Source organism: Psychrobacter pocilloporae, assembly GCF_029872915.1.
In the GTDB taxonomy this organism is placed as follows: Bacteria; Pseudomonadota; Gammaproteobacteria; order Pseudomonadales; family Moraxellaceae; genus Psychrobacter; species Psychrobacter pacificensis.
Genome location: NZ_PGFT01000001.1, coordinates 879,931 through 901,216, shown reverse-complemented (window position 1 = coordinate 901,216; position 21,286 = coordinate 879,931). Strand labels below are relative to the sequence as shown.

Annotated in this window: 16 protein-coding genes, 2 tRNA genes and 3 rRNA genes; 4 read left to right on the top strand and 17 right to left on the bottom strand. The window is 45.2% G+C overall.

What is annotated here, in order from left to right; translation table 11 throughout:
• Positions 1 to 244: 244 nt before the first annotated feature.
• Positions 245 to 2,332 (bottom strand): catalase, encoded by a 2,088-nt coding sequence (locus tag CUR83_RS04035; protein ID WP_284719120.1) that lies wholly within the window; start codon positions 2,330 to 2,332, stop codon positions 245 to 247.
• Between the two features lie 425 nt (positions 2,333 to 2,757).
• On the opposite strand from CUR83_RS04035, the gene CUR83_RS04030 reads away from it, so the two are divergent.
• The gene (locus tag CUR83_RS04030) at positions 2,758 to 3,549 is read left to right on the top strand and encodes a dienelactone hydrolase family protein (RefSeq protein ID WP_284719119.1); all 792 of its coding nucleotides are present in this window, start codon (positions 2,758 to 2,760) and stop codon (positions 3,547 to 3,549) included.
• A gap of 99 nt (positions 3,550 to 3,648) precedes the next feature.
• Here CUR83_RS04030 and CUR83_RS04025 read toward each other — a convergent pair whose 3' ends face one another.
• From CUR83_RS04025 to CUR83_RS03975, 11 genes are all read right to left on the bottom strand, one after another.
• Positions 3,649 to 4,308, bottom strand: coding sequence for a DUF938 domain-containing protein (locus CUR83_RS04025; protein WP_284719118.1), 660 nt, complete (start codon positions 4,306 to 4,308; stop codon positions 3,649 to 3,651).
• Between the two features lie 67 nt (positions 4,309 to 4,375).
• Positions 4,376 to 4,837 carry a flavodoxin family protein gene (locus CUR83_RS04020; RefSeq protein WP_284719117.1) on the bottom strand — a complete coding sequence of 154 codons (462 nt, stop codon included), beginning with the start codon at positions 4,835 to 4,837 and terminating at the stop codon, positions 4,376 to 4,378.
• A gap of 4 nt (positions 4,838 to 4,841) precedes the next feature.
• Positions 4,842 to 5,255: an OsmC family protein gene (locus CUR83_RS04015; RefSeq protein WP_071003250.1), complete on the bottom strand. Its 414-nt coding sequence runs from the start codon at positions 5,253 to 5,255 to the stop codon at positions 4,842 to 4,844.
• Positions 5,256 to 5,327: 72 nt separating this feature from the next.
• On the bottom strand, positions 5,328 to 5,732 hold the full coding sequence (locus CUR83_RS04010) for a hypothetical protein (protein ID WP_223333910.1): 405 nt from the start codon (positions 5,730 to 5,732) through the stop codon (positions 5,328 to 5,330).
• Positions 5,733 to 6,003: 271 nt separating this feature from the next.
• Positions 6,004 to 6,117, bottom strand: a 5S ribosomal RNA gene (gene rrf / locus CUR83_RS04005).
• A 164-nt stretch (positions 6,118 to 6,281) separates the two neighbouring features.
• A 23S ribosomal RNA gene (locus tag CUR83_RS04000) occupies positions 6,282 to 9,137 on the bottom strand.
• A 351-nt stretch (positions 9,138 to 9,488) separates the two neighbouring features.
• A tRNA-Ala gene (locus CUR83_RS03995) sits at positions 9,489 to 9,564 on the bottom strand.
• A 96-nt stretch (positions 9,565 to 9,660) separates the two neighbouring features.
• Positions 9,661 to 9,737 (bottom strand) — tRNA-Ile (locus tag CUR83_RS03990).
• A gap of 73 nt (positions 9,738 to 9,810) precedes the next feature.
• A 16S ribosomal RNA gene (locus CUR83_RS03985) occupies positions 9,811 to 11,349 on the bottom strand.
• The 16S, 23S and 5S rRNA genes sit together here with 2 tRNA genes alongside, the layout of an rRNA operon.
• Before the next feature lie 1,008 nt (positions 11,350 to 12,357).
• Positions 12,358 to 13,161 carry a CDP-diacylglycerol--serine O-phosphatidyltransferase gene (pssA, locus tag CUR83_RS03980; protein ID WP_284719808.1) on the bottom strand — a complete coding sequence of 268 codons (804 nt, stop codon included), beginning with the start codon at positions 13,159 to 13,161 and terminating at the stop codon, positions 12,358 to 12,360.
• 148 nt (positions 13,162 to 13,309) lie between these two features.
• Positions 13,310 to 14,197: a 23S rRNA (adenine(2030)-N(6))-methyltransferase RlmJ gene (locus tag CUR83_RS03975; RefSeq protein ID WP_284719116.1), complete on the bottom strand. Its 888-nt coding sequence runs from the start codon at positions 14,195 to 14,197 to the stop codon at positions 13,310 to 13,312.
• A gap of 140 nt (positions 14,198 to 14,337) precedes the next feature.
• On the opposite strand from CUR83_RS03975, the gene CUR83_RS03970 reads away from it, so the two are divergent.
• The 3 genes from CUR83_RS03970 (at position 14,338) to CUR83_RS03960 (ending at position 17,812) form a co-directional block, all read left to right on the top strand.
• Positions 14,338 to 15,093 carry a 2OG-Fe(II) oxygenase gene (locus CUR83_RS03970; RefSeq protein WP_284719115.1) on the top strand — a complete coding sequence of 252 codons (756 nt, stop codon included), beginning with the start codon at positions 14,338 to 14,340 and terminating at the stop codon, positions 15,091 to 15,093.
• A 61-nt stretch (positions 15,094 to 15,154) separates the two neighbouring features.
• Positions 15,155 to 16,354 carry a succinyl-diaminopimelate desuccinylase gene (dapE, locus tag CUR83_RS03965; protein ID WP_284719114.1) on the top strand — a complete coding sequence of 400 codons (1,200 nt, stop codon included), beginning with the start codon at positions 15,155 to 15,157 and terminating at the stop codon, positions 16,352 to 16,354.
• A 243-nt stretch (positions 16,355 to 16,597) separates the two neighbouring features.
• Entirely contained in the window at positions 16,598 to 17,812 is a 1,215-nt protein-coding gene (locus CUR83_RS03960; protein WP_284719113.1) for an IS256 family transposase, read from the top strand.
• Here the strand turns inward: CUR83_RS03960 and CUR83_RS03955 are convergent.
• From CUR83_RS03955 to CUR83_RS03935, 5 genes are all read right to left on the bottom strand, one after another.
• On the bottom strand, positions 17,809 to 18,327 hold the full coding sequence (locus CUR83_RS03955; RefSeq protein WP_284719112.1) for a GyrI-like domain-containing protein: 519 nt from the start codon (positions 18,325 to 18,327) through the stop codon (positions 17,809 to 17,811). The two genes, CUR83_RS03960 and CUR83_RS03955, sit on opposite strands and share 4 nt — an antisense overlap.
• A 170-nt stretch (positions 18,328 to 18,497) precedes the next feature.
• Positions 18,498 to 18,707 (bottom strand): Fe-S cluster assembly protein IscX, encoded by a 210-nt coding sequence (iscX, locus tag CUR83_RS03950; protein ID WP_071003236.1) that lies wholly within the window; start codon positions 18,705 to 18,707, stop codon positions 18,498 to 18,500.
• A 134-nt stretch (positions 18,708 to 18,841) separates the two neighbouring features.
• Positions 18,842 to 19,378, bottom strand: coding sequence for an acyl-CoA thioesterase (locus CUR83_RS03945; protein WP_284719111.1), 537 nt, complete (start codon positions 19,376 to 19,378; stop codon positions 18,842 to 18,844).
• 172 nt (positions 19,379 to 19,550) lie between these two features.
• A complete protein-coding gene (locus CUR83_RS03940) occupies positions 19,551 to 20,951 on the bottom strand; it encodes an NAD(P)(+) transhydrogenase (Re/Si-specific) subunit beta (RefSeq protein ID WP_075106960.1) in 1,401 nt (466 codons plus the stop codon).
• Positions 20,948 to 21,286 (bottom strand): proton-translocating transhydrogenase family protein, encoded by a 339-nt coding sequence (locus CUR83_RS03935; protein ID WP_058024937.1) that lies wholly within the window; start codon positions 21,284 to 21,286, stop codon positions 20,948 to 20,950. The genes CUR83_RS03940 and CUR83_RS03935 overlap by 4 nt, the downstream gene beginning before the upstream one ends.

Here is a 21,286-nt window from a genome sequence, read left to right as displayed (position 1 = left end):
TGATCATTTGATCCTAGTGTCTTTGTATTTTTAGTATAGCGATAATCAATACAAAACAAATCGTTTTCAGTGAACGCTTGTGACTATAGATACGGTTGATAATAGTCGCATAATGCGTAACATCATTAATGACTACGTTTATACTTCCAGTAAAAACGCAAAAAACCCAGCGCTTAGGCTGGGTTTTCTACATTAAGTATTTACTTTATAGATTTAAAGCTGATACCATCAATTATGCTAGCGATTACGCAAGGTCACGAACCTTAGGCTCACGCTCCCATAGACGAGATTTTGCATTTTCTACAAAGCTGTCAAGCTTAGCGAGCGGTGTGACAAACTCATCTTTTTCTACAGGAAGTTTACTTAAGATAAACTCATCCGTTGCACCGCAATAAGCAATCGCTTTGCAATGTACATAAGCATCAGTGAACCAATCTAGCGTTGAGCTATCCTCCGCCAGTTTCTTAGCTTGATCCGGCATAATGATACTCACTACCGCATCGAAGAATACAGAGGGTGCGCCAGCAACACGCTCATCTGCTTGGATACGCGTATTGTCGTCAAGCTTGACTTCTTTGCTAGGAGCAACAATTTTGACCATACCGCCTTGAGCATTAATAGCATCTTCAAACTTCTTAACTTGCTCATGGTTTGATCCTTCAGCCACTAAGATACCAACCAAACGGCCTTTTAGTGATTTAGGCGTACGACCAATCGTTTGCAGAGGCTTAGAGGTGTCCATATCTTGTACTGGTGCTGCTGGTTCTGCCGCTTCTGGTAGCTCCATACCTAAGGCATTGGCAACACGATTAGCTAGATCTTCATCAATATTGATAAGGTGACTGAGCACGCGAGTACGAACATGCGCAGTATCTACTTTACCCAGCTCAAACGCGTAGGCTGATGCAATGTGTGCTTGTTCAGCAGGGGTTTGGCTACGATAGAACATACGTGGCTGACTATAGTGATCAGCGAAGCTCTCAGCACGGATACGACCTTTTACGCCATCGTCCAGTTTTTCATGAAACGAGTTAAAACCTTTTTGAGGACTTTCACGTGGACGGTCTAGATCTAGACTTTGAGGCTCATAAAGCACACGAGTCTTAGGCACTTGCATTTGCATATGACCGTCTTGCTGGTTATTTGCAAACGGACATTTAGGCGCATTGATAGGAATCTGAACAAAGTTTGGTGAGCCCAATCGTGACAACTGCGTATCTAAGTAACTAAATAAACGGCCTTGCAGTAAGGGATCGTTACTAAAGTCGATACCAGGTGGTATATGCGATGGACAGAAGGCTACCTGCTCAGTTTCTGCAAAGAAATTATCTGGGTTACGGTTTAGTACCATTTTACCGATGATTTTAACTGGCACTAGCTCTTCTGGAATCAGCTTAGTGGCATCTAAGTGGTCAAATGGAAACTCATTGGCCTCTTCTTCGGTAAAGAGCTGTACACCAAGCTCCCACTCAAAATACATACCATTTTCAATCGCTTCATACATGTCACGGCGGTTATAATCAGGGTCAGCACCAGATATTTTTACAGCTTCATCCCAAATAAGCGACTGTACACCTGCTACTGGTTTCCAATGATAACGGAAGAAAGTACTCTTACCTTCTTTGTTGAGCAAACGGTAGGTATGAATACCAAAACCTTCCATCATGCTAAAGCTACGCGGCAATGCACGATCACTCATCAGCCAAATCAGGTTATGCATCGTCTCTGGGCTTAGCGAGACAAAGTCCCAAAAGGTATCGTGTGCAGAGGCCGCTTGCGGAAACCCGCGATCCGGCTCCGGCTTGACTGCATGAATGAGATCAGGAAACTTAATGGCATCTTGAATAAAGAAGATCGGCATATTATTACCGACTAAATCCCAATTACCTTCTTCTGTGTACATCTTGACTGCAAATCCGCGTACGTCACGGGGCGTATCCTTTGAGCCTTTATTACCGGCAACGGTCGAAAAACGGGTAAAAAGTGGTGTTTGTTTACCCGTCTCAGTCAAAATTTTGGCCGTTGTATACTCTTCTAATGATTCGGTCAGCTCAAAATAACCGTGTGCCGCACTACCACGCGCATGGACGATACGCTCAGGGATACGCTCATGGTCAAAGTGGTTGATCTTTTCACGTAGTACAAAATCTTCTAATAGCGTAGGACCGCGTGCGCCTGCTTTTAGTGAGTTTTGATTGTCGCTGATAGCCACGCCTTGTTGGGTAGTCAATACTTTGGTGTCATCACCTGCGCGCTGATGGGTTTCGCCCCCATTGCCGCGTTCACTATTCATATCTTTGGCTGGGTCGGTATGATCGATATTATTATTCATAAAACATCCTATCTAATGAGTAAAATAGTCTCTTCTAAGACCATTAAAAATGTGCTTACACAGGTGTTGTATCCTTTGGGATAATACTGACTTCATCTGTCGATTATCTGTCTGTGATGCTGCATGACCAATTATTAAAAAAGATAAAGGAATAAAAGGCATACGGTTTATCTTACCCAAAAACTAAGTCGCTTATAGTTGCGTATATAGTGAAAGTTGTTGATGTTTGGTTAAAGTTTACGTGCGCAGTCACTCAACCGCTTGACGGCTTTTGAGCCAGCCTAAACGTTAACAATCCAATCTTGTAATTTAGTTATTCTTTAAGGTATGCTTTATGGCGTACTAGAGATCATCGATAAATAACATTGGCATGGTTTTTAGCCATATATTTATCTCTTTTTTATATAACTATAAGGCTATCGACTATGTTACCAACTTCGAATTTCTCGTCCAAAAAACCTTACTGCTCATTATTGGCGGGTGCATCAATGGGGCTCCTGGCATTGACCATCAGCCAAACCGCTGCCGCTATCACGACCAAGAACGTCACTTATACAGTGGATAACCAAGCATACGAGGGCTATTACGCCAAAGCCGATAAGCCCTACGCCCCTTTTATCTTGTTGATTCATGACTGGGATGGTCTAACCGACTATGAGCGCAAACGCGCTGATATGCTAGCGAATGAAGGTTACAACGTACTGGCAGCAGACATGTTTGGGCAAGGCATTCGTCCGACCTCTGTCGAAGAAAATAAGCGTTTAACAGGCGAATTGTATGACGATCGCAACAAAATGCGCCGCATACTACAAGGTGCATTGAATGCTGGACGACTGGAGGGCAATGATGTGCGCAACGGCACGATCATGGGATACTGTTTCGGTGGTACGGTTGCTTTAGAGTTAGCACGTTCAGGCTTCCCGCAAAAAGCCTTTGTCCCCTTCCATGGTGCCTTTGATACTCCGACCGGTCAAAGTTATGACAAGACCACTGGCGAGATATTGGTATTCCACGGCTCAGCTGACCAGTCTGTCTCTCTAGAGAGCTTTGCGACTCTGGGCAAAACGCTAGAAGCGGCAAAAGTTCCTCATGAAATGGTCACTTACAGCGGCGCACCCCATGCCTTTAGCGTATTTGGTAGTGACAGATATGATGCACGCGCCGATGAGCGCTCTTGGAAACGTTATTTGGACTTCTTAGCAGATGAGTATAAATAATCTAATCGTATAAAAATATCAGTCACCATATAAGCAATGCAAAAAAAAGACACCTCAACGAATCATCGGTGAGGTGTCTTTTTTTGACGTTCTAATCATTTAATACTTCTGAAAGACCAACAGCTGATTATTGGCAGGCATCGCGTACGTTCTGCTAAGCGTTAGATGATGCATATTTGCTAAATTTACAATGTCTTCTTTATGACGGATACCACTTTTTGGGTCGCGTTGGCGCAGACTGATATCAAATCGCTGGTTGCCCGCGCTAGTATAGTTACCATGTTCGTTAAATGGACCATAGACGATCAGCTTACCATCCACAGGTAGCGCATCACCAGCCAGTAAAAATAACCGCTTAACTAAAGCCCAGCTAATGATATGTAGCGTATTTGCCGTAAATATCGCATCATAGGGCTTGGCTATATTGCTATTTGCTGACTGACTACTGATAGGTAGAGAATCGTAAGCCAAATCAAACGCTAATGGTAGAGATAGATTGGGCGCAGGATAAGCATGATACCAAGCCGCTATATGATGATGATTGCTCGTGACATCGCTGGTTTGCCACTGTATCTCAGGTAAACGAGGAGCAAAGTAAACACTATGCTGACCCGTTCCAGAGCCGATTTCTAAGACATGAGTATGCTCTTGTAGCTCGTTTTGCAATACTTCTAGGATAGGCTGCTTATTGTTCTCGCACGCTTGAGAGAATGGCAACGCGTCGATATCCACTTGGCTGTTTAGATGATCGATTTGCATGGATACTCTCCTCAGACTGCACGTTACATTTGCAGTATCTCTCGCGAATTATTGGCAAAATATGCTACTAGTAAATACCCGCTTCAACGCCAGCGGCTAACGTCATGGCAAGCTCTTTTACTTGGTCAGCAAAGCTGTCTTGCCACTCACCTTGTAGTATCAGCGCCTCTTGAATCCACGACCAACGCAGCCCCGTCGTGATCGTCTTTACTGCAAGCTTGGTACCCGTACCATCATGCCCTGCACGTATATATAGTGCAAATGGCATGCCTTGCTTCTCTTCTAGCACAGGATAATAACAGCGATCAAAGAAGTCTTTGGTCAGCCCTGCCATATATGCCAGATTTTCAGTCGTGCCTAATAGCAAAGCATCAGCAGCCAACACATCTTCAGGCTGCGTGTCCTGCGGCGACTTCAAAATGACATTGATATCTAGATCAGGATGATTGGCACCACCATACGCCGCTTGCGCCAACTTCTCAGTATTGGGTGACGGCGCATGAGCGACAATCAATAACGTTTTTGCCATGGCATTAAAGGCCACGAGCAATACGGAACGTTAAGTTCTGCGTGATATCAGGGTGGAGGCTTTTGGCGACTGGACAAGTCAATGCGGTGTTATAAAAGATCGTTTGCGTTCTATCATCAAGCTCCTTATTAAAGGTCACGATGATATGGATCTCGCTCACGCGTCTTGGATCAGCGGCCATGACTTTGGTCATTTCAGCTGTGGTGCCTGCAAGGTCAATCTCCATGTCACGGGCTTTGATACCAATGATCGTTAGCATACAGCTTGCCAAGCTCGTCGCTAATAGATCAGTCGGTGAAAAAGCCTCACCCTTGCCTTGATTGTCTGTTGGGGCATCGGTGATGATTTCATTATTTGATTGAAAATGAATGGCGGTGGTGCGCAAATCGCCTTGGTAGGTTACTTTTGATGTAGTCATAGGTTCTTTCCTAAGCTAAAATTCAGAAATATACAATCCACTATAAGGTTCAAATAGTGGTTTTATAATGAATCACCAAACTATATTATCAGTATAAGGTAGGTTTTTATACTTGATAAAATCTGAAATTTTAAATAAGGACTTATTAGAAACTGTTAATTCCCATATAGCACTGTATTGGAACCATGGATCTAATAATATTTGAATAGTATTTTCATTGATTAACCTTAGTCTTTCTATCCAGCAAAACTGTTCTGTTTCAAATTTTGTGAGCTTATTATTTCCCTCATAACAGTCCCAAAGAGTTAAATGCTTACCAGCTACGATTGCATATTTGTTATTTGGATCAATTAAAGTACAAGATGGACCACCGTAAAAACTATCAGTAAACAAGATATCCCTGCTTTCTTTATCGATGAGATATGCATCTCCATAGCTGTCATATAAATACAATTTATCCGTTTCTTCTAATATCATTAGATTATCTCAATAAACTTTCAGTTGACCATCTATAGTTATAAATTATTATCAATAAATAAGCCAATAAAAAAGCACTCTATCAAGTGAGCGGGGGCTTTTAGGTATAAGAGGCTAGTGATGATTTGGACAAGGAAAGAGTTGAAGAACTGCTTTGGTGCGAGCGAAAGATAAAACCATTTAAATAAAAAGATTTTCTAGGGAAGTCAGATAGGTTTAAGATAAAAAAAGCCCCCAACACATAAGTGTCGGGGGCTAATCAGGAATAAGGAGCTGACGATGACCTACTCTCACATGGGCGAACCACACTACCATTGGCGCAACGATGTTTCACTTCTGAGTTCGGGAAGGGATCAGGTGGTGCCATCGTGCTATTGTCGTCAGCAAAGGGGGTTAGATATGAGTCTGTTTGTGTGACTTTTAATAAGTACCACGTAACCTAACTGAATCAAGGTTAACGGTGATATCGAAATGTTTCTGTCTGTTTCTATAGCCTGAGCTATATAAGATAGATTAATTAGACTTGTATGCAAACCACTTGGGTGTTGTATGGTCAAGCCAAACGAGCAATTAGTACAGGTTAGCTACACGCATCGCTGCGCTTCCACACCCTGCCTATCAACGTCCTAGTCTTGAACGGCTCTTTAGGGAAATCTAATCTTGAGGTGGGCTTCCCGCTTAGATGCTTTCAGCGGTTATCCCATCCGAACGTAGCTACCGGGCAATGCCATTGGCATGACAACCCGAACACCAGTGGTTCGTCCACTCTGGTCCTCTCGTACTAGGAGCAGATCCTCTCAAATTTCCAACGCCCACGGTAGATAGGGACCGAACTGTCTCACGACGTTCTAAACCCAGCTCGCGTACCTCTTTAAATGGCGAACAGCCATACCCTTAGGACCTGCTTCAGCCCTAGGATGAGATGAGCCGACATCGAGGTGCCAAACACCGCCGTCGATATGAACTCTTGGGCGGTATCAGCCTGTTATCCCCAGAGTACCTTTTATCCGTTGAGCGATGGCCCTTCCATACAGAACCACCGGATCACTAAGACCTACTTTCGTACCTGCTCGACTTGTGGGTCTCGCAGTTAAGCGCGCTTTTGCCTTTATACTCTTCGACCGATTTCCGACCGGTCTGAGCGCACCTTCGTACTCCTCCGTTACTCTTTAGGAGGAGACCGCCCCAGTCAAACTACCCACCATACATTGTCCTCGGTATTGTTATACCTGAGTTAGAACCCCAACATGACCAGGGTGGTATTTCAAGGATGGCTCCACAAACACTGGCGTGTCTGCTTCAAAGCCTCCCACCTATCCTGCACAAGTCAGGTCAAAGTTCAATGTAAAGCTGTAGTAAAGGTTCACGGGGTCTTTCCGTCTAGCCGCGGGTACACAGCATCTTCACTGCGATTTCGATTTCACTGAGTCTCTGCTGGAGACAGCGCTGCCATCATTATGTCATTCGTGCAGGTCGGAACTTACCCGACAAGGAATTTCGCTACCTTAGGACCGTTATAGTTACGGCCGCCGTTTACTGGGGCTTCGATCAAGACCTTCGCTTACGCTAAGCCCATCAATTAACCTTCCAGCACCGGGCAGACATCACACCCTATACGTCCACTTTCGTGTTTGCAGAGTGCTGTGTTTTTAATAAACAGTTGCAGCAGCCTGGTATCTGCGACTGCCAGCAGCTCAAGGAGCAAGTCCTATCACCACCAACAGCGTACCTTCTCCCGAAGTTACGGTACCATTTTGCCTAGTTCCTTCAGCAGAGTTCTCTCAAGCGCCTTGGTATTCTCTACCTGATCACCTGTGTCGGTTTAGGGTACGATTCGTTTATAACTATTGCTTAGAAGCTTTTCCTGGAAGCATGGTATTTGCCACTTCGCTGTACAAGTACAGCTTGCTATCAGATCTCGGTATAGAATAGCCCGGATTTACCTAAGCTATAAACCTACATCCTTTCACCTGGACAACCAACGCCAGGCTGACATAACCTTCTCCGTCCCTCCATCGCATTATAAACAAGTATCGGAATATTAACCGATTTCCCATCGACTACGCCTTTCGGCCTCGCCTTAGGGGTCGACTCACCCAGCCCCGATTAACGTTGGACTGGAACCCTTGATCTTCCGGCGTGGATGCTTTTCACACCCATTATCGTTACTCACGTCAGCATTCGCTCTTGTGATACCTCCAGCATGCTTTACAACACACCTTCACAGGCTTACACAACGCTCCCCTACCACTTGAAAACAAATTCAAATCCGCAGCTTCGGCTCCTAGTTTGAGCCCCGTTACATCTTCCGCGCGGGCCGACTCGACTAGTGAGCTATTACGCTTTCTTTAAAGGATGGCTGCTTCTAAGCCAACCTCCTAGCTGTCTATGCCTTCCCACCTCGTTTCCCACTTAACTAGGAATTTGGGGCCTTAGCTGGCGGTCTGGGTTGTTTCCCTCTCCACGATGGACGTTAGCACCCACCGTGTGTCTCCCGGATATCACTCATCGGTATTCGGAGTTTGCATCGGTTTGGTAAGTCGGTATGACCCCCTAGCCGAAACAGTGCTCTACCCCCAATGGTGTTCGTCCGAGGCGCTACCTAAATAGCTTTCGGGGAGAACCAGCTATCACCGAGTTTGATTAGCCTTTCACCCCTATCCACAAGTCATCCCCTGGCTTTTCAACGACAGTGGGTTCGGTCCTCCGGTGCCTGTTACGGCACTTTCAACCTGCTCATGGATAGATCACTCGGTTTCGGGTCTATACCCTGCAACTAGTCGCCCTATTAAGACTCGGTTTCCCTACGGCTCCCCTAAACGGTTAACCTTGCTACAGAATATAAGTCGCTGACCCATTATACAAAAGGTACGCGGTCACCCAACAAGTGGGCTCCCACTGCTTGTACGCACACGGTTTCAGGTTCTATTTCACTCCCCTCACAGGGGTTCTTTTCGCCTTTCCCTCACGGTACTGGTTCACTATCGGTCAGTCAGGAGTATTTAGCCTTGGAGGATGGTCCCCCCATCTTCAAACAGGATTTCTCGTGCCCCGCTCTACTTAATATGTTAACGCTAATGTTTCGAATACAGGACTATCACCTACTATGGTCAGCTTTCCCACGCTGTTCTTCTACATTAGCATTAATCGGCTTCTCCCCGTTCGCTCGCCGCTACTAGGGGAATCTCAATTGATGTCTTTTCCTAAGGGTACTGAGATGTTTCACTTCCCCTCGTTCGCTTCCTAATAAATTAGGATACCTACCTTATGGTAAGTGGGTTTCCCCATTCAGAAATCTCCGGATCACAGGATATTGCCGCCTCCCCGAAGCTTATCGCAGGCTGTCACGTCTTTCATCGCCTCTGACTGCCAAGGCATCCACCATGTGCGCTTCATTACTTGACCATACAACCCCAAGTAGTCTTTCGACTTCTATGTGTCATACAATCTAATTATGATAACGATATCACCTATGTTTATACGCTTGATTCAGTTCTCTTTACTTTTTTAATAACTCACCCCTGGGATAACAAACAATGTCGTTAAGAGGTGAGTTATTAAGGTTAAGATGGGCGCGTGAATACGCTCATCCTAACCCAGACTCATATCTATGTTTTTAAATAGTTCCTATGCTCTCGTCGAGTCATAGTTTTCTGTATAAAACAGAAAGAAGTAATCGTGTCTTTATTCAAGATGAATCACTTGTTTCTATTTGATACCTATTTTATTTAGCACGCTAAGCTTAGCTGTATGTAGTGGTGGAGCCAAACGGAGTCGAACCGTTGACCTCCTGCGTGCAAGGCAGGCGCTCTACCAACTGAGCTATGGCCCCTGAGCGAGGATGCAATCGAAGCATTGTTTCGATCCGAGCGCAAGAGGAAATCCCTTGAAGGGGATTTACTTAGGGCTCTTTCACCTACATTAATAATGGTGGGTCTAAGTGGACTCGAACCACTGACCCCCGCGTTATCAACACGGTGCTCTAACCAGCTGAGCTACAGACCCTGATACGTCCTAAAACGTAAGCTTAAACTAAAGAACAACTTGTTGTGAATTCTTGCTGAGCGAATGCTGTCTATAAGGAGGTGATCCAGCCGCAGGTTCCCCTACGGCTACCTTGTTACGACTTCACCCCAGTCATCAACCACACCGTGGTGATCGCCCTCACTAAGTTAGGCTAACCACTTCTGGTGCAATCAACTCCCATGGTGTGACGGGCGGTGTGTACAAGGCCCGGGAACGTATTCACCGCGGCATTCTGATCCGCGATTACTAGCGATTCCTACTTCATGGAGTCGAGTTGCAGACTCCAATCTGGACTACGATAGGCTTTTTGAGATTCGCATCACATCGCTGTGTAGCTGCCCTCTGTACCTACCATTGTAGCACGTGTGTAGCCCTGGTCGTAAGGGCCATGATGACTTGACGTCGTCCCCGCCTTCCTCCAGTTTGTCACTGGCAGTATCCTTAGAGTTCCCACCCGAAGTGCTGGTAACTAAGGACAAGGGTTGCGCTCGTTGCGGGACTTAACCCAACATCTCACGACACGAGCTGACGACAGCCATGCAGCACCTGTATCACAATTCCCGAAGGCACTCTCGTATCTCTACAAGATTCTGTGTATGTCAAGACCAGGTAAGGTTCTTCGCGTTGCATCGAATTAAACCACATGCTCCACCGCTTGTGCGGGCCCCCGTCAATTCATTTGAGTTTTAACCTTGCGGCCGTACTCCCCAGGCGGTCTACTTATTGCGTTAGCTGCGTCACTAAGTCCTCAAGGGACCCAACGACTAGTAGACATCGTTTACGGCGTGGACTACCAGGGTATCTAATCCTGTTTGCTACCCACGCTTTCGAGCCTCAGTGTCAGTATGATGCCAGGAAGCTGCCTTCGCCATCGGTATTCCTTCAGATCTCTACGCATTTCACCGCTACACCTGAAATTCTACTTCCCTCTCACCTACTCTAGCCTAACAGTTTCAGATGCAGTTCCCAGGTTAAGCCCGGGGATTTCACATCTGACTTATCAAGCCACCTACGCTCGCTTTACGCCCAGTAATTCCGATTAACGCTTGCACCCTCTGTATTACCGCGGCTGCTGGCACAGAGTTAGCCGGTGCTTATTCTGCAGCTAATGTCATCGTCCCCGGGTATTAACCGAAGAGTCTTCTTCACTGCTTAAAGTGCTTTACAACCAAAAGGCCTTCTTCACACACGCGGCATGGCTGGATCAGGGTTCCCCCCATTGTCCAATATTCCCCACTGCTGCCTCCCGTAGGAGTCCGGGCCGTGTCTCAGTCCCGGTGTGGCTGATCATCCTCTCAGACCAGCTACAGATCGTCGCCATGGTAGGCCTTTACCCCACCATCTAGCTAATCCGACTTAGGCTCATCTAATAGCGCAAGGTCTAATGATCCCCTGCTTTCTCCCGTAGGACGTATGCGGTATTAATTCGAGTTTCCCCGAGCTATCCCCCACTACTAGGTAGATTCCTAAGTATTACTCACCCGTCCGCCGCTCGACGCCTGATAGCAAGCTATCATCGTTTCCGCTCGACTTGCATGTGTTAAGCCTGCCGCCAGCGTTCAATCTGAGCCATGATCAAACTCTTCAGTTTAATCTATCTGAAGCCTTTACCTATAAATAGGAAGACGACTTCTAATCTTGGCTCATTTAATCTGGCAAAATCGCTCGTAATTATGTTCGTAATGAATTAACTTTGAGTTTTTCTGCTGTCTTAAATGATAATTTTTATAGTTGGTGTTCTACCGAAAAGATAGTCGACCAACTTTATTTTTTAGCATTCTGAATCAGCAAAAATCCACACAAGTTGTTCTTTAGTTATGCTTTTAAATAGTCTCAATCACTGTCGTCCAGTCATCGATATATAGGGTATTACTAACGCTATCTGCCTTTTCCGTCTCCGGTTAAGCTATCTAGCGAGCCGACTATCTTATCATATTGATTTGAATTGTCAAGACTTTTTATAATTTGTTTCGCCAGGTTAACTGGGTTATTAATGTGTAATCTACACATCTCTCACTGCCAGTCCGTCTGATGAGGGCGTATTATAGACCCTTTATTTATTTAGTCAAGAAGTATTTTTAATTAGTTCGAAATAACTTAATCGCTTAAGCTTCCTCACCACTTCCCTTTCGATTGGGACGCATTATACGCGGGTTTGAGGATGGGTCAAGGATTATTTCGAGGGTCTTGCTCACTGCCTTGGCAAACATCAAATTGTAGAGATATTCCAATGGTTTATACACTTCAATAGTTTTATCTATTTTACAATGGTTATGCAAAACAGGGTTTGAACTAATTATCTAGGACAGCCCCTTCGTTTGGATGTACATTTTGTTCAGAAACATAATGAATGGCTATTATGCAAGGATAAAACGTATCTGATAGTAGAATATTCTTCAATATAGTTGATTCAATTTAAGAGTGGTACAAGGCGACCGAGTGCAGATGTATACGTCATACTTCAAGCGAGGTTAACGCTGTAACGCTTTTTTAGTGGATTGACTATAACACCATGTTTTTATAGTAAATAAAGTATAAAAAAAGGGACTCACCTATTGGCAAGTCCCTTTTTTTATCTCAGTAACGTTCATATTTACGCTTACATCTTTGCTTTGATCGTAGTCACAATACCAGATAAAGCATAAATGATACCGATTGCCAAGATACCAACAGGTATATCATAGAGCACGATACTCATGACCAGTACACCAATGATAAGCACCACAAAGGGTACTTTCTTTTTATCAAACTCTTTAAAGCTGTAGTACTTAACATTACTGACCATAAGCAGACCACAAATGACCACCCACGCTGCGAACAAAAACATGATCGCCGTATCGTACTGACCAATCCATTCGTTATGATCAACTGCAACCATAACCGCTGCTGTTACTAATATAGCTGCAAGCGGACTTGCCAAACCAACGAAGTATTTTTTATCGACGATACCCACCTGCACATTGAAGCGTGCAAGACGAAAAGCAGCACAGGCAGTAAAGACGAACGCACAACCAATCCCAATACGACCCAGCGGCTCTAGCGCAAAGCTATAAACCAACATAGCAGGGGCCACACCAAATGCGAGCATATCTGCTAATGAATCATATTGCTCGCCAAAAGGGCTTTGGGCATTCAGCATACGCGCAACGCGGCCATCAGCCCCATCTAGAATACCTGATAAAAAAATAGCCAAAGCCGCCTTGTAAAACTCGCCTTGCGTACTTGCCAAAATTGAATAAAACCCTGATAGCAGTGACAAAGTGGTAATCAAATTAGGCGCTAAATAGACACCGCGACTGACCACACGCTTACCTTCCGCAACCTCTGCCTCGACGACCTCAAAGGTCAAACCATCATAATTGTCATTGTCCGCTAGACGAATATTAAACTCATGCTCATCCATGTATGGAGGCTGGGTCGCTGCATCATCCTGCAACGCTCGCTCTTTTGGTGACATGTTATTTGGTTCGCCTTCAGGTGGCTGCATATTCGTCATCTTGATATCCTTATTGGCCAATGTTGCTGTTCACCGACATCACCTACTGACGTCACTATTCACCAACCAGCCAGCGTACATTGGTCGCACTGTCAGGTGTTAAGTCTGGCGCATCTTCTACTTTTAGTACTGGCTGCAAGAAACGTAATATCTCGCGAGCATGGTTATCAAACTGCCATGGCGGATTGATAACCAGTAGACCTGTACCGTTCAGACCGACGGCCACATCATTAGGATAAATATTTAGCTCACAAACCAGCTGACGACGCATCTCAGTACGCTTGAGCTTCTTATAAAACAACTCAACCGCTTCGATATTTTTGATTGGGAACCACAGGGCATAAGTACCTTGTGGCCATTTTTTATAAGCCGAGACTAATAAATCGATCAGACGCGTAAAGTCTTTATGCTCTTGCTCAAAAGGAGGATCAAGGAAAATCAAACCGCGGCGCTCGGCTGGGGGAATAACAGCGGTGATACCTTCAAAAGCATCACGATGCTGGATACCAATTGGCAGCTTATATAGCTGATAGTTCAGTGCATCATATTCAGTCGCTTTGGCTTCAAAAGCTTCGGCGCGCACGCCAGCATCAGGTTTTTTAGCGGCGGTTTTTTCGACATAATGAGCAATCCACCACGGCGAACCCGGATAGACTTTATTGTCGTAAGTGAATTTGGCTTGTTTAATGCCTTCCATATAATCTTTGACAGCGGCTGGTGCTTTTTCGGTATCTGCTTTCAAAAAAGCCTGAATACCGCCTTTGGCCTCCCCTGTCTTGCGCGCTTCTTCACTGCTTAGTGAATACAGTCCGCGGCCGCCATAGGCGTCAAGCACATAAAACGGTTTGTTTTTCTGCCCCAATTGATTGAGCAGTTGTACCAATAAAATGTGTTTAACCACATCAGCAAAGTTACCAGCGTGGTAGGCGTGTTTATAGTTCATAATCTCAAAAGTTTAAATAAGAAAAATTGCATCTATGGTAGCATAGGCGGAGTAAAAGATAATGTGGTTTTAGTAAGCCTTTCAATAAAAACGCATTGAATGGCGGTATATTGACCACTGATTGATAACAAAGAGATAAAATGACGCAGATTATTAGCAACCTGAACAAGACAGAATTGGCGGTTGATCATCCGATAGGACAGGACAATCCTCCGTTACTATCTCCAGACAGTCATAACGACGACCAAGACGCGCCTACCCAGAAGATGCTGCAACTGTCTGACTTTGCAGTCAGCTGGGAAGATAGGCTGACGGATAAGCAGCTTGATACCTTTGTCACTGATGGCTGGCTCACTATTGATAATGTATTTAATAAGACCGCATTACTTGCGCTACAGGCTGAAAGTGGTTTTATTGACTATCGTGATGCGGCGCTAACCGCTGGCATTCGTATCAGTGATATTCGCGGTGATAGAATACGCTGGATCACCGAGAACTTTTTTGCAGGCTACTATTATCTACAAAGCATTAACGCCCTCGCCGCTCTGTTTAATCGCAGCTTATTCGCGGGTATTCGTCATAGCGAAGCGCATTATGCGTGTTATCCAACTGGCTTTGGTTATCAATGGCATAGCGACAACCCTGCTGGACGCGATGAACGGGTGATCTCAGCCGTGTTTTATCTCAATGATGATTGGGGAGCGACTGACGGCGGTGCGCTAGAAGTCGTTGATAAGCATGGCATGCACCATGAAGTTATGCCAGTTGCCAATAGACTAATCATTTTTGATAGCGACCTACAGCATCAAGTGCAGATCGCGCATCGTCAGCGTTACTCTATTGCTACGTGGATGCGCCGTGACGGTCTTGTACCCTTTGTCGAAGTAGACGCTTAGCACCTGTTCTTCATTATCTATTTATATTTAACATTTTCATTATTATACAAAAGGCTAACCCATGTCAGACTCTCACCAACAGCCCACCCACCAACAAGCAACCTTAGATTTGAGTATTGCCCTACTCGAACGCCCATCTGTCACACCAGACGATGATGGTTGCCAAGACATATTGTCAGAGCGTTTGGAGAAAGCGGGCTTTAACTGCGAGTTTATGTACTATGGTGATAGACAAGCAAAAGGCGAGCATGCTGAAGTCAAAAACTTGTGGGCACGCCGTGGCACGACGGATCCCGTTATTTGTTTTGCTGGTCATACAGACGTGGTACCAACGGGTGATGAAAAAAACTGGACGTATCCACCATTTACGCCAACCATTGCTGACGGCTATCTATGGGCGCGCGGTGCGGCAGACATGAAGACAGGCATTGCTGCCTTTACCATTGCCGCCGAACGCTTCGTTGCCAATCATCCTGAGCACAATGGTTCGATTGCTTTTTTGCTCACTTCAGATGAAGAAGGGCCGTCAATCAACGGCACGGTCAAAGTCATCGAAACCTTAGAAGCGCGCGCTGAGAAAATCACTTATTGTCTTGTGGGTGAACCATCGAGCACGGATACGTTAGGCGATATTATCAAAAACGGTCGTCGTGGCTCGCTAGGCGCAGAACTGACGGTCACAGGTAAGCAAGGTCATGTTGCCTATCCACATTTGGCCTCTAACCCAATTCATGCAGCGATGTCTGCCCTTGCTGAATTGACATCTACCGCATGGGATAATGGCAATGACTACTTCCCGCCCACGACTTTACAAGTCTCAAATATCAATGGTGGTACGGGCGCAACCAACATCATCCCCGAAACCTTAGAGGTCGTCTTTAACTTTCGCTTCTCGACAGAGACGACTGAAGACGAGCTAAAGGCAAAAACTCATGCTATCTTTGACAAATATTTTACCGACAGTAAGGCCAGTTACAACATCAATTGGAAGTTATCTGGTCAGCCATTCTTGACCCCTGAAGGGAAGCTGGTTTCAGCCTGTCAAAATGCGATCAAGTCAGTCACAGGTACAGACACGACGCTATCGACATCAGGCGGTACGTCCGATGGACGCTTTATCGCGCCGACTGGTGCGCAAGTGGTCGAGCTTGGTGTCCGTAACGCCACCATTCATCAGGTCGATGAAAAAGTAGAAGTGGATGATTTGGGTAAATTGGCGCAGATTTATGAAGGGATATTGGAAAATTTATTATTAGAGTAACTGTGTAGATAAAACCGAAAAGTAAAAAAGCGCGAGTCTTAGATGACTGGCGCTTTTTTATGGGTGGCTTTGGCTCAAAACTCATTTAAGTTGTTAGCTATAGTGAATTCAGTATAAAAACGATACAGAATGTATCTGTTTTATTTAGGATTGACTATAGTTACGGCTTTATTTAATACCTATATAAGAGCCTTTCCCAAACTCTGTGTAACTGCTTATAATCCATTAACCGGAGAATAAGCAATGACTACTCAATCTGACATTAAAAAACTGGCCGAGCAAATGGCTGGTAGCATGAACAGCTTCGATGACATCAAAGACTTTCAAAAGCAGCTCATGCAGTCGTTTATCGACACTGCCTTAGAAGCTGAGATGGAAGACCATCTTGGATACCCCAAGCATGAAAAAGCAGACAAGCCTAATAAGCGCAATGGACACACTAAAAAAACCGTCCGCAGTGATACAGGCGATCTTGAAATCTCTACCCCAAGAGACCGTGATAGCAGCTTTGATCCTGTACTCGTTAGTAAGCATCAAACCCGTATTAGTGGTCTTGATGACAAGATCATATTCCTTTACGCCAAGGGTCAAACCACCACCGAAATTGTAGAGAGCATTAAAGAGCTCTACGATGTCGACATCTCAAGCTCTCTTGTCTCAAGAGTCACCGACAACATATTAGAGGACATCACTGCTTGGCAGAACCGGCCACTGAGCAGTATCTATCCTATCGTCTACTTAGACTGCATTGTCGTTAAAGTACGTCAAGACAAGCAGATCATCAACAAGGCAATCTATCTGGCACTAGGCGTGGGACTTGATGGTAAAAAAGAGCTGCTTGGTATGTGGTTATCAGAGAATGAAGGCGCTAAGTTCTGGCTTGGTGTTCTTACCGAGCTACAAAACCGTGGCGTACAAGACATCTTAATCGCTTGTGTCGATGGTCTAAAGGGCTTCCCTGATGCCATTAACACCGTCTATCCAAAGGCACAGGTTCAGCTGTGTATCGTACACATGGCGCGCTATTCAATGAAGTTTGTGCCGTGGACAGATAAGAAGGCCGTAGCGGCTGATTTAAAGGCCATCTACGGCGCTGATACCCTTGAGATGGCAGAGGCCAACCTTGAGCACTTTGATGAGACTTGGGGCACAGAGTACCCGCATGTCATCAAGTCTTGGCGCAATAATTGGGAGGGCTTAACGGTGTTCTTTGGCTACCCTAAAGACATTAGAAAAGTCATATATACCACCAATGCTATTGAGTCGCTAAACAGTGTGATTCGGACAGCGGTGAATAAGCGTAAGGTGTTCCCGTCTGATCAGGCAGCGTTTAAAGTGGTGTACTTAGCCACCCAGCAGGCATCCAAAAAATGGTCGATGCCAATCCGTAACTGGACGTCTGCCCTTAATCGTTTTATGATTATGTTTGATGACCGTATCAGTAAGCATTTAATCTAAATGGCAGTTACACAGAATTCGGGATGGTCTCCTATATAAAGGTCGACTTGGCCGTACTCTAAATTCCCATCGATATAGTGCTCAAAGTCTACATCAAAGTTGCGAGTGTATTCACAGTTTGGATCATTAAAGTACTCCCATGCCTTTTCCCATGCATTCATTACCGTATTTGGCATATTGCCTGTTTCAGAGAAAACCAAATACTTACCTGCAGGAGTATTTACCGCGACCAAGCCGCCTGCCGGATTAGGCGCGCTTGATGCCTCAGCTTCACCCATCACCTCCCAACTGGCCACCACATCAAAAGCACCGACCAAATCATCGCTCTCATAATTGTGGTAAACGCCATAAATATCTCCATTTTCAGGCAACTGTCCTGCGTAATTCTGGTAAAACTTCTGCCACAATCTACCAAGCTTGGCAGTGTCGTGGCTAACCTCAGCGTGATTGGTGGTACGAATGCTAATACCCTTACACGCTATCGCTTCGGCTAACTTTTTAATTTGAGACGTCATGACGCTGCCTGCCCTGTTGCTCTCTGTTATTGTTATTAGATGTATAGTCGAACCACTATTAAAGTGTTACAGCGTTAGACTCGTTTAGCCTACTACTGTAGTACTTGCACTCGTCTGCCTTGTACCACTTTTAATATTGATTGACTATACTGTTAAAGAAGAAAATCACCTTAATCGGCTTCATCGATCCAATTCATTTGAATGGCTTCTAAGATGCCTTCGTTTGAGCGCTGCGGATCATCATCAAAGCCTTCAAGCTCAGTCACCCAGCGATGCAAATCCGTAAAACGAATGTACTGCGGGTCGACCTCTGGAAACTTCTCATAAAGCTCAATGGCGATATCGAGGCTGTCTGTCCATTTTAATTTTTGTGGCGTCATAACGGTACCTTTTTTTAGTCGTTTTAGAAATAGTAGTGTCGCCTTAGTATTGACGATTTGATGGACTCTATCCTACCAAAATTCAGCAAATGATTATAGCCAAGTTATTATCGGGTGCTATTTTTCAATATGTTTTATGCTGACTTGTTAGATTTCACAGCAATTTGGTGGTTATTCCATGTGTTAATCACTTCCGTCAACCGCTCCCCTGTCATGTCCAATACTTCTGGTGTGCGCATACCGGTATCATCGGTAAATACAAACTTGGTCATACCAACGCCCATCAGCTGATTTTTGACAAAAAATCGATGCTCAAAATACACATATTTGTGATCCCAGCCTGCAACCGCACTGCTAAGCGTCATTTTATCCAAAAACTTGATTTGCTTAAGATAAACCATCTCTTGCATGGCGATAATCCAGCCAAGATTTTTTATTCCCTTTTGATGACAGCAAGTCATCAGCCAGTTGGTGATGTTTAATTCTATAAAGGACAAATAACGATAATTGGGCAGATGATCGCGAAACCCCATGTCATGCGGTAATACCCGATAATGGCGAACAGTCGGCGCGGTCAATGTCTCTAGACTAATCATTTCGCTCGCCGATTGATGCTTGAGCTGCTGCTTAAGCAAACTGACCATAATAAAAAAGCGCAGTAACATATTCATAAATAGTGCTCTTACTTTGTTGTGTTTATGAGTGAAGGTTGAACGGCTCAACGATATTTTCTTATCGTTGTTTCCGAAACGTAGATCACTTTAACGCAAAAAAGCCACCTAAGTGACTTTTTTATTTAAGAAAACATACTCAAAACTTATGCTAAAAAGCTGATTTTAGCGATTAATGACCGCCGCCATTAATACTACGTACCATCTCTTCGACCATCTTTTTGGCATCGCCAAAGATCATCATGGTTTTGTCCATATAGAAGAGGCTGTTATCAAGACCTGCATAGCCGGTGCTCATCGAACGCTTGATGACCATCACCGTTTGCGCTTTGTTGGCTTCTAAAATGGGCATACCAAAGATAGGAGATGTCGGATCGTCTTTTGCTGACGGGTTGACGACGTCGTTGGCACCGATGACCAAGACCACATCGGTACTGGCAAAGTCGGAATTAATCTCATCCATCTCTAGAATATCGTCATAAGGCACGTCGGCTTCTGCCAATAGTACGTTCATGTGCCCTGGCATACGACCAGCAACAGGATGAATGGCAAAGCGAACGTTGACACCTTCGTCTTTTAATAGTTCGTACAATTCTTTTACCGCGTTTTGCGCGCGGCCTTGTGCCATACCGTAACCTGGTACGATGACCACATTGCTGGCATTGGACATAAGGAACCCTGCGTCTTCTGCTGAGCCTGATTTGTATGTTTTTGGTGCGCCATCATCACCGCCTGCAGCGGCCGCTGACGTGCCCATACCACCAAACAAAACGTTTAGTAGAGAGCGGTTCATGGCTTTACACATGATATAAGATAAAATCGCACCCGAGGAGCCAACAAGCGAACCTGCGATAATGAGCATCGAGTTGCCCAGCGTAAAGCCAATACCTGCTGCCGCCCAACCTGAAAATGAGTTCAGTAGCGACACGACCACTGGCATATCACCGCCGCCGATAGGCGCAATCCACATCCAGCCAAAAATCACTGCAATCACTGTCATCGCATAAAACGCAGGCAAGGAATCCGTGACAAAATACACGCCACCAAAACCAATCATCGCTATAAATAGCAAGGCTTGAACAGGTTTTACCCAGCCGCCAGTGACTGTTTTTGCCCAGCTTTTTGCTGCCAGTTTACCAAAAGCAAAGACAGAGGCAGAAAAAGTAATCGCACCGATAAAGCAACCGATAAATAGCTCAACACGGGCAACCGCGCCATGTTCTTGCTCAGTGTGTAATACCGTCGCAAGGGCAATCGCAACCGCTGCCAAACCGACGAATGAATGCATCAACGCTACGGTTTCTGGCATCTGCGTCATGGCAACGGTTTTTGCCTTCCACATACCAACCAGCGCACCTAAAATCATCGCGCCAATAATGAGCCAAAGGACAGGGCCTTCTGCTAAAAAGAACGTCGTCACGACGGCAATAGCCATCGCTACCATACCAAAGCGGTTGCCACGAATCGCTGTCTTTGGACTCGACAATCCGCGTAACGTTAAAACAAAAAGGATCGCACCAACCAGATAGAACCAATCCGCATTTGCCGCAATCATTGTTGATAAATCATTCATGCGTCGCCTCCATTATCAGTGCTTGCTGCTGGGGCTTTTTTTACTTTGGGTTTGAACATCGCGAGCATACGTTCAGTCACCGCAAAACCACCAAAGATATTGATACTGGCCAAAAATACCGCAAAAGCACCAAGCAAACTGGTCGGGGTAAACATCGAGCCGTCGATATGGACAGTCTGTAGCATCGCACCGACGATCACGATACTTGATAAGGCGTTGGTCACCGCCATCAATGGCGTATGTAGCGCTGGGGTCACGCCCCAGACGACGTAGTATCCGACAAAAATAGCGAGTACAAATACGGTAAAAATCGCGACAAATGGTGTGCTACTCAT

Bases quoted from the DNA above. Each gene is read 5' to 3' on its own strand.
- CUR83_RS04035 (WP_284719120.1), bottom strand. From the start codon at position 2,332: ATGAATAATAATATCGATCATACCGACCCAGCCAAAGATATGAATAGT.
- CUR83_RS04030 (WP_284719119.1), top strand. From the start codon at position 2,758: ATGTTACCAACTTCGAATTTCTCGTCCAAAAAACCTTACTGCTCATTA.
- CUR83_RS04025 (WP_284719118.1), bottom strand. From the start codon at position 4,308: ATGCAAATCGATCATCTAAACAGCCAAGTGGATATCGACGCGTTGCCA.
- CUR83_RS04020 (WP_284719117.1), bottom strand. From the start codon at position 4,837: ATGGCAAAAACGTTATTGATTGTCGCTCATGCGCCGTCACCCAATACT.
- CUR83_RS04015 (WP_071003250.1), bottom strand. From the start codon at position 5,255: ATGACTACATCAAAAGTAACCTACCAAGGCGATTTGCGCACCACCGCC.
- CUR83_RS04010 (WP_223333910.1), bottom strand. From the start codon at position 5,732: ATGATATTAGAAGAAACGGATAAATTGTATTTATATGACAGCTATGGA.
- pssA (WP_284719808.1), bottom strand. From the start codon at position 13,161: ATGGATGAGCATGAGTTTAATATTCGTCTAGCGGACAATGACAATTAT.
- CUR83_RS03975 (WP_284719116.1), bottom strand. From the start codon at position 14,197: ATGAACTATAAACACGCCTACCACGCTGGTAACTTTGCTGATGTGGTT.
- CUR83_RS03970 (WP_284719115.1), top strand. From the start codon at position 14,338: ATGACGCAGATTATTAGCAACCTGAACAAGACAGAATTGGCGGTTGAT.
- dapE (WP_284719114.1), top strand. From the start codon at position 15,155: ATGTCAGACTCTCACCAACAGCCCACCCACCAACAAGCAACCTTAGAT.
- CUR83_RS03960 (WP_284719113.1), top strand. From the start codon at position 16,598: ATGACTACTCAATCTGACATTAAAAAACTGGCCGAGCAAATGGCTGGT.
- CUR83_RS03955 (WP_284719112.1), bottom strand. From the start codon at position 18,327: ATGACGTCTCAAATTAAAAAGTTAGCCGAAGCGATAGCGTGTAAGGGT.
- iscX (WP_071003236.1), bottom strand. From the start codon at position 18,707: ATGACGCCACAAAAATTAAAATGGACAGACAGCCTCGATATCGCCATT.
- CUR83_RS03945 (WP_284719111.1), bottom strand. From the start codon at position 19,378: ATGAATATGTTACTGCGCTTTTTTATTATGGTCAGTTTGCTTAAGCAG.
- CUR83_RS03940 (WP_075106960.1), bottom strand. From the start codon at position 20,951: ATGAATGATTTATCAACAATGATTGCGGCAAATGCGGATTGGTTCTAT.
- CUR83_RS03935 (WP_058024937.1), bottom strand. From the start codon at position 21,286: ATGAGTAGCACACCATTTGTCGCGATTTTTACCGTATTTGTACTCGCT.